Source organism: Asanoa ishikariensis, from assembly GCF_900107455.1.
Classification (GTDB): domain Bacteria; phylum Actinomycetota; class Actinomycetes; order Mycobacteriales; family Micromonosporaceae; genus Asanoa; species Asanoa ishikariensis.
This window is the reverse complement of the sequence record NZ_FNQB01000003.1, coordinates 293664-307814: the sequence shown is the minus strand read 5'-3', so window position 1 is coordinate 307814 and position 14151 is coordinate 293664. Positions and strand designations below refer to the sequence as shown.

General features: G+C 71.2%; 11 protein-coding genes. 9 read left to right on the top strand and 2 right to left on the bottom strand.

Annotated elements, in window-relative coordinates; genetic code table 11:
* Positions 1 to 7 precede the first annotated feature (7 nt).
* The gene (locus BLV39_RS25510; RefSeq protein WP_090798386.1) at positions 8 to 298 is read right to left on the bottom strand and encodes a DUF4287 domain-containing protein; all 291 of its coding nucleotides are present in this window, start codon (positions 296 to 298) and stop codon (positions 8 to 10) included.
* Positions 299 to 623: 325 nt separating this feature from the next.
* On the opposite strand from BLV39_RS25510, the gene BLV39_RS25505 reads away from it, so the two are divergent.
* The 3 genes from BLV39_RS25505 (at position 624) to BLV39_RS25495 (ending at position 7028) form a co-directional block, all read left to right on the top strand.
* The gene (locus BLV39_RS25505; RefSeq protein ID WP_239083480.1) at positions 624 to 3362 is read left to right on the top strand and encodes a M14 family zinc carboxypeptidase; all 2739 of its coding nucleotides are present in this window, start codon (positions 624 to 626) and stop codon (positions 3360 to 3362) included.
* A 147-nt stretch (positions 3363 to 3509) separates the two neighbouring features.
* On the top strand, positions 3510 to 4691 hold the full coding sequence (locus tag BLV39_RS25500; protein ID WP_090798382.1) for an FIST signal transduction protein: 1182 nt from the start codon (positions 3510 to 3512) through the stop codon (positions 4689 to 4691).
* Positions 4692 to 4700: 9 nt separating this feature from the next.
* Positions 4701 to 7028 (top strand): putative bifunctional diguanylate cyclase/phosphodiesterase, encoded by a 2328-nt coding sequence (locus tag BLV39_RS25495; protein WP_143049881.1) that lies wholly within the window; start codon positions 4701 to 4703, stop codon positions 7026 to 7028.
* 13 nt (positions 7029 to 7041) lie between these two features.
* Here the strand turns inward: BLV39_RS25495 and BLV39_RS25490 are convergent, their stop codons facing one another.
* On the bottom strand, positions 7042 to 7620 hold the full coding sequence (locus tag BLV39_RS25490; RefSeq protein ID WP_090800572.1) for an AMP-binding enzyme: 579 nt from the start codon (positions 7618 to 7620) through the stop codon (positions 7042 to 7044).
* 163 nt (positions 7621 to 7783) lie between these two features.
* Here BLV39_RS25490 and BLV39_RS25485 point away from each other — a divergent pair, with 163 nt between their 5' ends.
* The 6 genes from BLV39_RS25485 to BLV39_RS25460 all read left to right on the top strand — a co-directional run bounded on the left by BLV39_RS25485 (position 7784) and on the right by BLV39_RS25460 (position 14148).
* Entirely contained in the window at positions 7784 to 8791 is a 1008-nt protein-coding gene (locus BLV39_RS25485) for a LacI family DNA-binding transcriptional regulator (RefSeq protein WP_176985076.1), read from the top strand.
* Positions 8792 to 8908: 117 nt separating this feature from the next.
* Positions 8909 to 10267, top strand: coding sequence for an extracellular solute-binding protein (locus BLV39_RS25480; protein WP_090798377.1), 1359 nt, complete (start codon positions 8909 to 8911; stop codon positions 10265 to 10267).
* Positions 10268 to 11233, top strand: coding sequence for a carbohydrate ABC transporter permease (locus BLV39_RS25475; RefSeq protein ID WP_204082639.1), 966 nt, complete (start codon positions 10268 to 10270; stop codon positions 11231 to 11233).
* Complete coding sequence (locus tag BLV39_RS25470; protein WP_090798375.1) at positions 11230 to 12039, top strand: carbohydrate ABC transporter permease; 810 nt, start codon at positions 11230 to 11232, stop codon at positions 12037 to 12039. Before BLV39_RS25475 ends, BLV39_RS25470 begins: the two co-directional genes overlap by 4 nt.
* A complete protein-coding gene (locus BLV39_RS25465; protein ID WP_204082640.1) occupies positions 12023 to 12901 on the top strand; it encodes an NAD-dependent epimerase/dehydratase family protein in 879 nt (292 codons plus the stop codon). The genes BLV39_RS25470 and BLV39_RS25465 overlap by 17 nt, the downstream gene beginning before the upstream one ends.
* Positions 12898 to 14148: an enolase C-terminal domain-like protein gene (locus tag BLV39_RS25460; RefSeq protein ID WP_090798373.1), complete on the top strand. Its 1251-nt coding sequence runs from the start codon at positions 12898 to 12900 to the stop codon at positions 14146 to 14148. Before BLV39_RS25465 ends, BLV39_RS25460 begins: the two co-directional genes overlap by 4 nt.
* The last annotated feature ends 3 nt before the right edge of the window (positions 14149 to 14151 follow it).

Below are 14151 nucleotides of genomic sequence, written 5' to 3'. Positions count from 1 at the left end.
GCCGCGACTATGCCGGCCGGCTCGCCTTCCCGTCCAGCCAGAGCAGGTCGGAGGCGTCGCCGTGGGAGCCGGCGCGACCGACGTGCTTGGTGGAGATCCGCGGGCCCTTCTTGATGACGTGGACCAGGGCCATCGCGTGCCCGCGACCCAGGCCGTAGTCGTCGCGCAGCCACTCGACGATGGTGGTCGCCTTCACGGAAGCCGCGTCGAAGCCCCGGGCGCGGGCCTCGTCGACCAGCTCGCGCGGGGTCTTGCCGGTCTTGTCCTCCGCCGCGTCGAGGTAGGCCTGGAACGACATGTCGGTCTCCTTGCGTCGACGCCACCCGCACGCCGCGGGCGGTCCTCACCAGTGCTGCGAACGGGCCGGCCTGGTTTCGACATCCGGCGGGAAGATTTTTTCGAGCGTCCTGCCGGCCGGACGGTCCACGATAGACTTCGTCCGGTTCGGCCGGATTTCCTGGTATTCGCCACAGTAAATGGGATCCGCCATTCGGATCTTGACCATGGGAAATGCCAGGTCCTAGGCTCGTTTTGCCTTTCACTCCACCTTTCCGGGAAGGGAAGCGGGTTTAATGCGACTACCGAACCGCGCAAAACGGCTTGCGGGTGCAGCGACAGCGCTGTTGCTCGCCGGCACGCTGCCGATGCTCAACGGCGTCCCCGCAAGCGCCAACCCCCCTCGTCCAGCCTGTGACCCGAACCCCCAGGCCCACCTGGCCGACGTTCCGAGCCCGGAGGCCTTCCTCGGCTTCCCGCTCGGTGTCGGTCAGCAGCGGGTCGTCACCAACGACGAGATCCGCCGGTACGTGGCGGCCGTCGACAACGCCTCCGACCGCGTGGTCACCGGCACGATGGCCACCAGCGTCACCGGCCAACCGCTGCCGTACGCGATCGTCTCCGACAGCTCGCACGTCACCAAGGCGGGTCTCGCCGAGATCGCGGAGAACATCCGCGACCTGCGTGACCCGCGCACGATGGCCCCCTCGAAGGCCGCCCGGATCGCGCACGACGGTCCGGCCATCGTCTACATCGCCGGCAACGTCCACGGTGGTGAGACCAGCGGCGCCGACGCTTCGCTGAAGTCGCTCTACGAGCTCGCCGCCGGCCTGTCCTGCGACGTGCGTGACCGCAACGACAACCTGGTCACGGTCATCATCCCGACCCAGAACCCGGACGGCCGCGCCGCCAGCCGCCGGCAGAACGAGTACGGCTTCGACCTGAACCGCGACTGGTTCGCCCGCACCCAGCCGGAGACCGACGGCAAGATCGACCTGCTGCGCAAGTACCCGCCGCAGGTCTTCATCGACGCGCACGAGATGGGCAGCCGGCGGTACTTCTTCCCGCCGAACGCCGACCCGATCCACCACGAGATCGCCAGCGAGCCGGTGGACTGGATCAACCGCATCGGTGAGGCCAACAAGGCCGGCTTCGGCTACAACGGCGCCTGCGCCGGCGCGGTCACCACCGAGTGCTACTTCAACTACGACACCTACGACCTCTTCTACATGGGTTACGGCGACACGGTGCCGGCAGCCGGCTTCGGTGCCGCCGGCATGACCTACGAGAAGGGCAGCGCGTCGGCGGTCCAGGACCGGGTGCAGCAGCAGTTCAACACCCAGTGGTCGACGATCGGCTGGACCTCGGCCAACAAGCGCGAGGTGCTCAACGGCTGGTTCAAGGTCTGGACCGACGCCCTCGCCGAGGGCAAGGCCGGCACGCTCTCCCCCAACGAGGTCGTGCAGCCCGACAACACGGTGCAGTTCCCGGTGCCGGACGTCAACATCAAGTCGTACTTCCTGCTCCCCGACCGCCAGCAGGCCGACGTGCGCCGGCTGGTCGAGCGGCTGCGTGGGATGGACGTCGAGGTGTACGAGGTCAAGGAGCCGATCACGGTGCCGAAGGCGCACGTGTTCGGTGGCCGCGACGCCGACAACCTGACCGTGCCGAAGGGCGCTTACTGGATCCCGATGGCGCAGCCGCAGAAGCACTGGATCCAGGCGACGTTGGGCGAGGACCCGTACGTGCCGTTCCCGTACTTCTACGACGTGTCCTCCTGGAGCAACCCGCTGCTGATGGGCATCGACACCATCTACACCGGTGACGAGCTCAAGCCCAAGGTGCAGCGCGTGGCGCGGCCGGCCGGCGGCAAGGCGGCCACCGCACCCGAGGGCGGCTCCTACCAGTTCCGGCTCGACTCGGCCGGCGCCGCGGAGCTCACCTTCGCGCTGCTCGGTGCCGGCGTCGCGGTCAGCCGCGACTCCGCCAACGTGGCCACCTTCCCGGAGGCCGGCCTGACCGGTGCGCTCAACGACCGGGCCCTCGGCCTGGGCGTGACGCTCAGCGCCAGCCGCAAGGCGCCGGTCGGCGCGGCGGTCAATCTGCCGGACGTCGGCCTGTTCCGGGGCACCGGCATCTCCACCACCTCCGGCTCCTACGGCGAGGCGCGCTACGTGCTCGGCGCCCGCTGGGGCCTCGACCTGAAGCCGGTCACCACGGCCGACATCAACGACAACACCGCGGCCTTCACCGGCCGCACGGTGGTGCTGGTGCCGGACGGCAGCAGCGCGACCGGTGGTCTGACCGCCGCCGGCCAGCAGAACCTGCGTAACTGGGTGGCCGCCGGCAACACCTACATCGGCCTGCGCAACGAAGGCACCCGGGTCGCTCGGGCGGCTGGGCTCACCTCGACCACCGAGAAGCCCCAGACGCCGGACTACACGGTGATCGGCTCGCACTTCCGGGTCGACGTCGACGGCAGCAGCCCGGTTGGCGCCGGTCGCCCCGCCGAGGACTTCGAGTTCAACAACGAGGACCCGATCCTCAACCCGAGCACCACCGGCACCAACGTGGTCACCTACCCCACGGACGACACCTTCTGGCACAACGGCTTCACGGTCGACGAGCACCTGCTCGCCGGCACGGCGGCCGTGGTCGACGAGCCGACCGGTGCCGGTCGGGCGGTGCTGTTCGCCTTCAACCCGCTGTTCCGGGCGTACAACGAGAGCGGCATCCAGATGCTCGCCAACTCGGTGCTCTACCCGGCGGGCCAGTCGGTGGCGCGCAGGTCGGCGTCGGCGACGGTCGACCCGGCCCGAGCGGCCGCGGCGGCCGCACCGACACCGGAGAACCTGGGCGGCGAGTGGCGCCCGATCACCATCAAGGTCGCTTCGGCCGATCTGGCCCGCGCCGAGTCGGTGGTCGACGGCTACACCGACACCGCCCGGGTCAGCCAGGCCGACGGCTCGGCCTGGCTGGTCATCCCCAACCCCGAGGGCCTGCAGGCCGACGAGCACCCGTACCTGCGCGATCTGGTCAGTGACCTGCGCGCGGCCGGGATCTCGCTCAAGTCGGTCGTAGGGTGAGTCACGGCACCCGGTGGTTCCCGCCCCTCGGGGACCACCGGGTGCCACCCGCCCCAGAACGCGTTATGACCATCGCCACTCATCCCTGAAGGCGAACTGACCTCACCACTACAATCGGTGGTTGTCTGACCACGCATTCGTGTGGGGGTGAGGGTTCTGACCAGCAACCGCGTTGTCCGCGGCGTCGGCACCGGAAGCGGCGCCGACACGCGACTGGCCGCCGAGACGGCGGTCAACGAGGCATTGCGCCCACTTGAGGGCCACCAGCCCGATCTGGTCCTGGTGTACGCCTCTGTCCGGTACGACCTCGAGACCATGCTGAAGACCGTCAACGCGGCCGCCGGCTCGGCCGTGATCGCCGGTGCCACGAGCTCCGGTCAACTACACAACGGCCAGCTCACCGAGCCCGGTGACGGCATCGCCGTGCTGGCCCTGGCCGGCGGCGGCTACCGCTTCGGCCTCGGGCACGCCACCGGTGTGGAGGCCGACGCCACCCGGGCCGGGCGCTCGCTGGCGCGGGCCGCGCTGGACGCGGTGGGACCGGTGCGCTCCCCGCACGAGGCGGTTCTGATCTTCTCCGACGGTCTGGCCGGTGACCAGCAGGAGCTACTCAACGGCATCCACAAGGTCACGGGGTTCCAGATTCCGGTGATCGGCGGAGCGGCGGCCGACGACCGCAACCTCGCCGAGACGTTCGTGTTCGCCGGCGACAAGGTGCTCCGGGACGCCGCGGTGGCCATCTGGATCGGCTCGGACCGGCCGCTACGGGTGATCGGTGGGCACGGCTGGCAGCCGACGAGCCTGCCGCTGATGCTCAGCGGGGTCGACGGCCAGATAGTCCGCGAGCTCGGGGGCCGGCCCGCGCTGGAGGTCTACAGGGAGAACTTCCGGCCCGTCCAGACCGGCCACAAGCTCTATCCGCGGGCTGGCGGATACCACTCGGAGCACGCCTTCGGGCTCATCCAGCCGGACGGATCGCTGCTGATCCGCGGCGCGTTCATCGACAGCGACGGCGACCTGCGCACCTTCTCGCCGCTGCCGCCCTTCTCAGCCGTCCAGGTGGTCTCCTGCGACACCGAGGACCTCCTCGAGGTCGGCGAGCAGGTGGTGGCCGGCGTCGTCGACGACGAGGAACCAGCGGTGGTGCTGGTGTTCGACTGCGTCGCCCGGCTCGACATCCTGGGCGAGCGCGGGCATGAGGAGGCCCGGCGGCTTCAGCGGGCGGCGGGCAACGCGCCGACGTTCGGCTACTACACGTACGGCGAGTTCGCGCGGACCACCGGCGTCGCGGGTTACCACAACGCCACCATCGCGGCGATGGCGCTCTGACCGGCCGTGGTGGCCTACGGGGACGCACAGACACCCCGCTTCGAGTCCGAGGCGGAGACCCTCCGCGCCGCCCTCTCCCGTGCGGAGGGCGCTGCCGCGGCGGCGTACCGGGACACCGCCCGGCTGATCCGGCTGCTGACCGTCATCGGCACGCCGTCGTCCCCGGCCCGGCTGATCGACCGCACCCTGACCGTGCTGTCCGAGGTGTTCGCCGCCGACGTGGTCTGCATAGCCGAGGCCATCGACGACCGGTTGTTCGTCACCGCGTCCTGCGGGCTACCCGAGGACGACCCGGCGTTCACGACCGGCTGGCCGGTCGGCCCGACCGCCCGCCGGGTGATCACCTCCGGCAGCGCCGCGGCCCGCCACAGCGTGCCGGTCGACGACCGTCCGCCGCCGCTGCGTGACGTCGAGAGCACGTCGGCGGCCTGGATTCCGCTGTCCGGCGTGGGCACCGAGTTCGCCGGCGACATGCTCGTGCTCTACCGCAGCGGCGGCGACCTGTTCACGCCGGCCGACCTGCAGGTGCTGCTCTCGATGGCCTACCGGATGTACTCGGCCGTCGAGTCGCGCGAGCGCGGCGCGGCGATCGAACGGCTCGCCCAGGCCGGCCCGGGCCTGGCCCGCCACCTCGACGTCGGGTCGCTGCTCGACGAGGCCGTGGTGCTGCTGCGCGAGCTGACCGGCACCGACTCCGCCTGGGTGCTCACGGTGCGCGACGACCTCGCCGAGGTGGCAGCGGCGGCCGACACCAACGTCGACACGGGAACACGGTGGCCGAGACCCGCTGCCGAGCTGCCCGGCTGGCCTCGGCTGGCGGCCGGCGAGGCGTACGTCGGGCCGGGCACCACGAACGACGACCCGATGCTGCTCGTCCCGGTGATGCGCGACGGCACGGTGATCGCGGTCCTGGCCGCCAGGGGCCGGCGCGCCCGGTCGTTCGGCAAGTCGTCCGTCGAGGTCGCCCAGGTGCTGGCCAGCTATCTGAGCGTGGCGATGAGCAACGGCGAGCACTACCGCCGGCTCAAGGCCCGCGAGCAGGAGCTGCACCGGCGGGCCTCGCGCGACCCGCTGACCGGGCTGGCCAACCGGATGACCGCCGCCCAGCGGATCGACGAGGCGCTGGCCAACTCGCCGACCGGCGCGGCCGGGCTGCTCTTCTTCGACCTCGACAAGTTCAAGGCGGTCAACGACCGGCTCGGCCACGAGGCCGGTGACGAGCTGATCCAGCAGGTGGCCCAGCGGCTGCGCAAGGTGGTGCGCCCGGGCGACATGCTGGCCCGGTTCGGCGGCGACGAGTTCGTCCTGCTGGTCAACGGCGCCACCGACCTGACCGACGTCAACGACATGGGCCGCCGCATCCAGGTGGCGCTGGCCGACGAGTTCCCGCTGCGCGGCGAGCGGGTCGAGGTCACCGCGAGCATCGGCGCGGTGCTCGGCCGGCGCGGCACCGCCTCCGCCAGCGCGATGCTGCGCGACGCCGACGCCGCGATGTACGCGGCCAAGGCCCGCGGCACCGGCCGGCTGGAGGTCTTCGACGACGAGGCCTCGCACCGCTCGATAGACCGGCTCGACCTGCGCTCCGACCTGTCCGAGGCACTCGACCACGGCGAGCTCTCGGTGGCGTACCAGCCGATGGTCGAGCTGAAGAGCGACACGATCCGCTCGTTCGAGGCGCTGGCGCGCTGGCGCCATCCGGAGCGCGGCAACGTGCCGCCGGACGTGTTCATCCCGCTCGCCGAGGAGACCGGCGCGATAGTGCCGATCGGCGCCTGGGTGCTCGACCAGGCGTGCCGGCAGCTCGCGGCGTGGCAGCGCGAGTTCCCGTCCGAGCGCCTGACGATGAGCGTCAACATCTCGGCCGTGCAGCTCGAGCGTGGGCACGGCGAGTTGCTCGACGTGATCCGTGCGGCCGGGGTGGACCCGGCCGACATCTGGCTCGAGGTCACCGAGCACATGGACACCGCGGAGGACATCTCCAGCCAGGTGTCGGCGCTGCGCGACGCGGGCGTGCACTTCGCGCTCGACGACTTCGGGATGTCGTACTCCAGCCTGGCCTATCTGCAGCGGTTCCCGGTCGAGGGGCTGAAGATCGACCGGGCGTTCGTGGCGGCGATGGGAGAGTCCGAGAACAACGGTCGCGGCATCGTCCGCGCCATCATGGCGGTGGCCGACTCACTGTCGATGAAGGCGTTCGCCGAGGGCATCGAGACGCCGGCGCAGCTCGACGCGCTGCTCGACCTCGGCTGCGGCTACGGCCAGGGCCATCTGCTCTCGCCGCCGCTGTCCGTCGAGCGTGCGACGGCCGCCCTGCGCGCCCAGCGCGACCGGGCCTGACCCGGCACCGGGCCTAATCCGGCAGCGCCGCTCGGTCGATCGCGCCGTCCGGGGTACGCGGGAACCGCTCCAGCACCAGCAACCTGCGCGGCACGCGCGGCGCGGCCAGACGTGTGGCCAGGTAGTCGCGGAGCACCTCCGGCTCGGCGTGCCAGCCCGGCAGCAGTGTCAGGTATCCGATCAGGACCGACTCCCGGATCACCACGGCGCATTCGTCGACCTCGTCCGCCGCCGCCAACGCGGCCTCGGCCACCTCTGGGTCGGACCGGCCTCCGCGAAGGCGGAAGCTGGGCCGGCGCCTTTCTGGCGCGGTCAGGAGGTGCGGCAACCGCACTCCCGTCGCGAGCCGCAGGGCCACGGACGGCGGAAGCCACAACGTGGTGTCGTGCGACGGCGGCGCCAGGACCCGCGTCGGGACCAATCGCGGGTAGGTGGCGCGCAACAGGGCGCGGATCGCCCGCGGGTCGGCGTCGTCGGCCCCGGGAATGTCCCGATCCGCGGCCCATCGCCAGCTTGCGGGCAGCTCGTGCCCCCACTCCCGCAGCAGGTGCAGCCGCCCCTCAAAGGGCAGCGCGACATGCGACGATCCCATTCCCCGTGACTCCCCTGTTGTGGCAAACGCCGATAACTTTAGGTCACGGTCCGACTACGTTGAGGCATCAACACTCCCGGCGTGTCCGGCTCAGTTCGACGGACGTCACTGCGAGCGCGGTACGATCCGGCCAGCAGGACTCGCCGAGCCGAGGAGGTCCGGGGTGGCGTTTCGCGGCGACCGGCCGCGGATCGGCCAGGTCGCGCAGCTCGCCGGGGTCAGCGCGACCACGGTCTCGCACGCCCTCAACGGGCGCCGGCCGGTGTCGGCCCAGACCCGACAGCGGATCATGGACGCGATCGAGGAGCTCGGCTACCGGCCCAACGTGGTGGCCCGCGGCCTGCGCGCCGGCCGCAGCCTGACGATCGGCCTGGTGATCCCCGACATCACCAACCCGTTCTACCCGGTGCTCGCCCGAGGTGTGCAGGACGTGCTCGGCCCGGCCGGCTACGACGAGATCATCACCAACACCAACGGCGTCCGCGATCTGGAACGGGCCGCCCTCGACAAGATGATCTCGCGGCAGGTCGACGGCGTCGCGTTCGCCGTCTTCAACACCCACACCGACGACCTCCAGCCGGTGATCGACGCGCAGATCCCGGTGGTCCGGCTCGGCGGGCGCCAGACGCAGCCCGGCGTCGACCTGGTGCACAGCGACGACGAGGGCGGCGCCCGCGACGCGGTCCGCTACCTGATCCACAATGGATATCGGCGGATCGCCTTCATCTGCGGCCCCGCCGCCGAGGGGCCGGCCGCCGAGCGGGTCGCCGGCTACCGCGCCGCACTCGCCGAAGCCGGTGTCGGTCCACAGCAGAACCTGTTGGTGCACACCGACTTCAGCCGCGCCGGCGGCGCGCACGGCGTGGAAAGGCTGATCAGGCAACGCAAGCGGCCCGACGCGGTGCTGTGCGCCAACGACATGATGGCGATCGGCGCGCTCGACGCGGCCCGGGAACGCGGGCTGCGGGTGCCCGAGGACCTCGCGGTGATGGGCTTCGACGACATCGACGCGGCCAGCCTGGTCACACCGCAACTGACCACGATCGCCAACCCGGCACGGGAGATAGGCGTGGCCTGCGCGCGGCTGCTGCTCGACCGGATCAACGGCGTGGCCGGGCCGCCGCGGGAGATCGTCATTCCGACCCAACTCGTCCGCCGCCAGTCCACCTGACTGACGCCCGTACATATAGAACCTCTTGACTTCCGTCTGTTTGCGGGTAGATTGCCGGTCAGTCTTAACGATTTGCTAGCCCGATAGATCCCCTTCGTCCAGTGGGAGGGCCAGACCATGATCGGAAACAGACGCTTCCTCGCGGCGGTGGCCGCCGTCGCCCTCGGCCTGACCGTCACCGCGTGCGGCGGTGACGACGAGAGCGGCGAGTCCGGCAAGAGCCTGACGATGTGGACGTTCAAGCGCACCCACGTCGAGGCACTGCAACAGGCCGCCGCCGCGTTCAAGGCCAAGAGCGGCATCGACGTGAAGATCGAGGCGTTCACACCCGACGACGTCTTCACCGCGAAGATCCAGAGCGCGGCACAGACCAAGGACCTGCCCGACGTGCTCGAGCTGCACTCCGGCGGCGAGGACCTGCGGGTCGGCGGCGGCGGGCTGCTCGCCGACCTCAAGGGCGACTTCGACGGCAAGCTCGACCGGTTCCTGCCCAGCACGCGGGAGTCCGGCCGGGTCACCCAGCAACGCAAGGACACGGTCGAGGAGCTGTCGGGCGCGACCGTCGGCAGCCTCTACAGTGTCCCGTTCACCGCCGGCACGTTCGGCATCGTCTACGCCAACAAGGAGAAGCTGGCCGCGGCCGGCCTCGACCCGACCAAGCCGCCGGCCACCTGGGAGGAGTTCCTCAGCTACCTGAAGGCCACCACCACCGCCGACAAGGCGCAGGGCGGGGTCTCGCTCGGGCTCAAGGTGACCCAGACCGGGTTCAACTGGGTGTACGAGCAGCTCGCCTTCGCGTACCTCGGTCAGCAGAAGTTCGAAGCCCTGTTCGGGAAGGGCACCACGGCCGGCTTCGGCTCGCCGGACGGCCTGCGGACCCTCGACCTGTACGCGCAGCTGCGGCCCTACTGGATCCCGGGCGTCAGCGCGCTCGGCATCGACGAGGCCGACATCGCGTTCGCGCAGGGCAAGTCGACGTTCAACGTGGGCGGCACGTTCACCCTGGCCTTCCTGGCCCAGAACGGCATGAAGCCCGAGAACGTGCTGGCCTTCCCGATCCCGCCGGCCACCGGCGGCGCGGTGCGCGACCTGCGCCTGGCGCCCCTGGCGCTGACCGGCCTGTCGGTCACCTCGACCAGCGCCAACGCCGCCACGGCGACCCAGTGGGTCGACTTCCTCACCTCTCCCGAGGGCGCCGGCATCTTCGCCAAGGGGTCGCTCGACCTGCCGGCCACCGACCTAGGCACGCGGGCCGAGACGCTGATCGGCCCGGACCTCGCGGCGCTGCAACAGTTCTTCACCGGCCCGGCGCAGGACACGTACGACGCCGGCAACCGGGGGTTCCGCCCGCCGGACTACGACGAGGTCGAGATGGGCAACCCGCTGCTGAAGCTCGCGCCCCTGGGCGAGGCCGACGCGGCCACCACCGGCCGCACGCTCGACACGGTCATCAAGGCGATGTGGGACGCGAAGTAAGTGGCCGTCACCACCGACAGTGTGGCGGCGCGGCTCGTACGCGAGCCGCGCCGCGCCACCCGGTCCCGGCAGCGGGGACGCCGGGCCCTGGTGGGCTACGCCTTCATCGCCCCCGCGGTCGTGCTCTTCCTGGTGATGGGCCTCTACACGCTGGTCTACAGCTTCGGGCTCAGCTTCGCCAAGTGGAACGGCTTCTCGCCGAGCTGGGACTGGGTGGGTTTGGAGAACTACCGCGACCTGCTCTACGCCGACCCCCGGCTGGCACCGGAGATCCGCGGCGCCGCGCTGAACACCGGCCTCGCGATGGTCGCCGTCTCGTTCGGCACCGTCCTGATCGCCCTGCCGCTGGCCACGCTGCTCAACAGCATCACCCGGCTGCGCGGCACCCTGCGTTCGATCTTCTTCCTGCCGTACGTGACGGCCGGCATCGCGGTCTACTACGCCTGGCGCTACGTGCTCGAACCCGACGGCGCCGTCAACCTGGCCCTGCGGGCGGTCGGCCTCGGCAGCCTGGCCCGGCCGCAGGGCTTCCTCGCCGACCCGGACACGGCGCTGCCGACCCTGATCGTCATCATGATCTGGGGCAGCGTCCCGGTCGCGATGCTGCTCTACCTGGCCGGCCTGCAGGCGATCGACCCGGCCGTGACCGAGGCGGCCTCGCTCGACGGCGCCGGCGCGGTCCGCCGGCTGCGGCACATCACCTGGCCACTGCTCGTGCCGATCACGGTCGCGATCGTGCTGCTCGGGCTGCGCGACACCATGCAGGGTTTCCAGATCTTCCTGATCATGACCAACGGCGGCCCGGCCGGGCACACCGACGTACTCGGGCTCAAGGCGTACCAGCAGGCGTTCTTCCAGAGCCTGTCCCCCACGCTCGGTGTCGCCAGCGCCCTGGGCTGGCTCATCTTCCTGGCCGCGCTGCTGCTCGCGGTGGTCAACGCCCGGCTGCTGCGGGGCCAACGATGAGGCGCGTCGTCCCCTTGCTCGCGTTGACGGTCTACGCGGCGGTCAGCCTCTACCCGTTCGTCTGGATGGTCTCCGGCGCCTTCAAGGACCGGCTGGAGATCCTCGAAGGCGGGCACCTGATCCCGCGCCGGCCCACGCTGGCGACGCTCGTCGACACCTGGAGCCGGCTGCACTTCTTCGACTACTTCCTCAACAGCCTCCAGGTCACCGGTTTCACCGTGCTGGGCGTGCTGGTCGTCTACAGCCTGGCCGGCTACGCGTTCGCGATGATCGACTTCCCGGGCCGGCGCTTCGTGTTCTGGTTCTTCGTCGCGCTGCTGTTCGTGCCGAGCATCACCGTGCTGCTCCCACTGACCATCCTGGAGAACAAGCTGGGCATCCTGGGTACGCACGCCGGCCTGATCCTGCCGTTCGTCAACGGGACCGCGCCGCTGGCGGTGCTGATGCTGACCAACGCGTTCCGCGCGATACCGGTCGACCTGCACGACGCCGCGACCGCCGACGGTGCCGGCGAGTGGCGGATCTTCTGGCGGGTCTACCTGCCGCTGGCCCGGCCGACGCTGGTCACCATCGGCGTGCTGACCGCGGTGCCGACCTGGAACGAGTACGTGCTCACCCGGGTGTCGCTCAACGACGAGTCCCGCTACACGCTGCCGCTCGCGCTGGAGCGGCTCGCGTCCGGCACCGTGCCCTCGTACAACGAGATCATGGCCGGCTCGCTGATCCTGGTCATTCCGGTGATCGTGCTGTTCCTGGCCCTCCAGCGCTACTTCGTCAACGGGCTGTCCGGTGCCGTCAAGAACTGACCGGGTGCTGGTGACCGGCGCCGCGGGGCTGCTCGGCCGGGCCGTGCTCGACGCGCTGTCGGGCGTCCGGGTCACCGCGCTGGACCGGGTCGACCCCGGCGACCTGCCGGTGGACCGGGTCGTGGTGGGCGACGCCGGTGATCCGGACGTGGTCCGGCGGGCCCTGGCGGACGTCGACGCGGTCATCCACCTGGCGGCGATCCCGGCACCGACGCTGGACACGCCGTTGGCGGTGTTCGGTGGCAACACCCGGGCGACCTTCGTGGTGCTGCACTCCGCCGCGCTCGCGGGAGTCCGGCGCGTGGTGCTGGCCAGCAGCATGTCCGTGCTCGGGCTGGCCTGGGCGCAGGTCCCGCTCCAGCCGGTCTACCTGCCGGTCGACCTCCGGCATCCGCTGCAGGTCACCGACCCGTACGCGCTGTCGAAACAGGCCGACGAGGCGACCGCGGCGATGGTCGCCCGGCGGCACGGGATGGCGGTGACGGCGCTGCGCTTCCCTTTTCTGGGCGGCGTCGAGCGGCTGGCCCGGCGGTCCGAGGAGTTCCGCGCCGACCCGGCGTCGGGCGCCCAGGAGCTGTGGTCCTACCTGCACGTCGACGACGCGGCCGCGGCCTGCCTGCTCGGGCTGACCGCGCCGCCGGCCGGCTCACACGTGCTGTTCGTCGCCGCGCCGGAGACCCTCGCGCCCTACCCGACCGAGGACCTGCTGGCCGCCTTCCTGCCGGGGGTGCCGCTGCGGGCCCGGTTCCCGGGGCGGACCGTGCCGGTCGCGCTGGAGCCGGCCCGGCGGTTGCTCGGCTTCACTGCGACGCGGCACCTGCCGTTAGGCTCACGGTCGTTGATCGAGGAGGAGCCGGCATGACGATGGCGGAGGCCCAACCGCCCTGGGCGGGGCGCGACGGGCTGCGGATCACCCGGGTACGCGCGATCGTGACCGCGCCCGAGGCGACGCTCGTCGTGGTGCGGGTCGACACCTCCGAGGACGGGTTGTACGGCCTGGGCTGCGCGACCTTCACCCAGCGCGCGGGTGCGGTGGCAGCGGTTGTCGAGCACATCGCGGAGCTCGTCGTCGGCCGGCATCCCGCCGACATCGAGGACATCACCCGGATGGTGCACCTCTCGTCGTACTGGCGGAACGGCCCGGTCCTCAACAACGCACTGTCCGGGCTGGACATGGCGCTCTGGGACATCGCCGGCAAGCGGGCCGGCATGCCGGTCTACGAGCTGCTCGGCGGCCGGGTCCGGGCAGCGGTCCCGATCTACCTGCACGCCAGCGGCGCCACGATCGCCGACACGGTGGACCACGCCCGTTCGCTCGTCGCCGACGGGCTGCGGCATGTGCGGTTGCAGACGGGCGGCCCTGGCGTCGGCACCTACGGGGCGCCGGGCATCCCGGGCGCGTACCCCTCCGCGCCCTACGCGGACGGCTGGGACGTCGAGCAGTACCTGGCGGCGACGCCACGGTTGTTCGCGGCCGCCCGGGACGCCCTCGGCGACGAGATCTCGCTGCTGCACGACGTGCACAGCCGGCTGACCGTCAAGCAGGCGCTGGTGCTGTGCCGCGCGCTGGAGCCGCACCGGCTGTTCTTCGTCGAGGACCCGATCGCGCCGGAACACTACGACCGACTGCCGGAGCTGCGCGCGGCGGCGCCGGTGCCGATCGCGGCCGGCGAACAGGTCGGCTCGGTCCCTGACGCGGCCCGGCTGGTCACCGCCGGCGGCGTCGACCTGCTGCGGCTGCACATCTCCGCGATCGGCGGCCTGACCCCGGCCCGCAAGCTGACCGCGCTGTGCGAGCTGGCCGGGGTGCGCACCGCGTGGCACTCCCCCGCCGACGTGTCACCGGTCGGGATGGCCGCGAACCTGGCGCTCGACGTGTCCAGCCACGCGTTCGGCATCCAGGAAGGCCACGTGTACGCCGATGAGGTGCACGAGGTCTTCCCCGGCACGCTGCGGCACACGAACGGCTACCTGACACCGTCGGACGCACCGGGCTGGGGCATCGACCTCGACGAGAAGGCGGCGGCGAAGTACCCGCCCCGGCACTACGGACACGAACGCTGGTCGACCCGGATCCGCCGCCCGGACGGAGGCATCGAGCCTCCGTGAGCC

What these genes read in the sequence shown, in the direction of transcription:
- BLV39_RS25510 (WP_090798386.1), bottom strand. Translation starts at nt 298, where the DNA reads ATGTCGTTCCAGGCCTACCTCGACGCGGCGGAGGACAAGACCGGCAAG.
- BLV39_RS25490 (WP_090800572.1), bottom strand. Translation starts at nt 7,620, where the DNA reads ATGGGATCGTCGCATGTCGCGCTGCCCTTTGAGGGGCGGCTGCACCTG.
- BLV39_RS25480 (WP_090798377.1), top strand. Translation starts at nt 8,909, where the DNA reads ATGATCGGAAACAGACGCTTCCTCGCGGCGGTGGCCGCCGTCGCCCTC.
- BLV39_RS25470 (WP_090798375.1), top strand. Translation starts at nt 11,230, where the DNA reads ATGAGGCGCGTCGTCCCCTTGCTCGCGTTGACGGTCTACGCGGCGGTC.
- BLV39_RS25460 (WP_090798373.1), top strand. Translation starts at nt 12,898, where the DNA reads ATGACGATGGCGGAGGCCCAACCGCCCTGGGCGGGGCGCGACGGGCTG.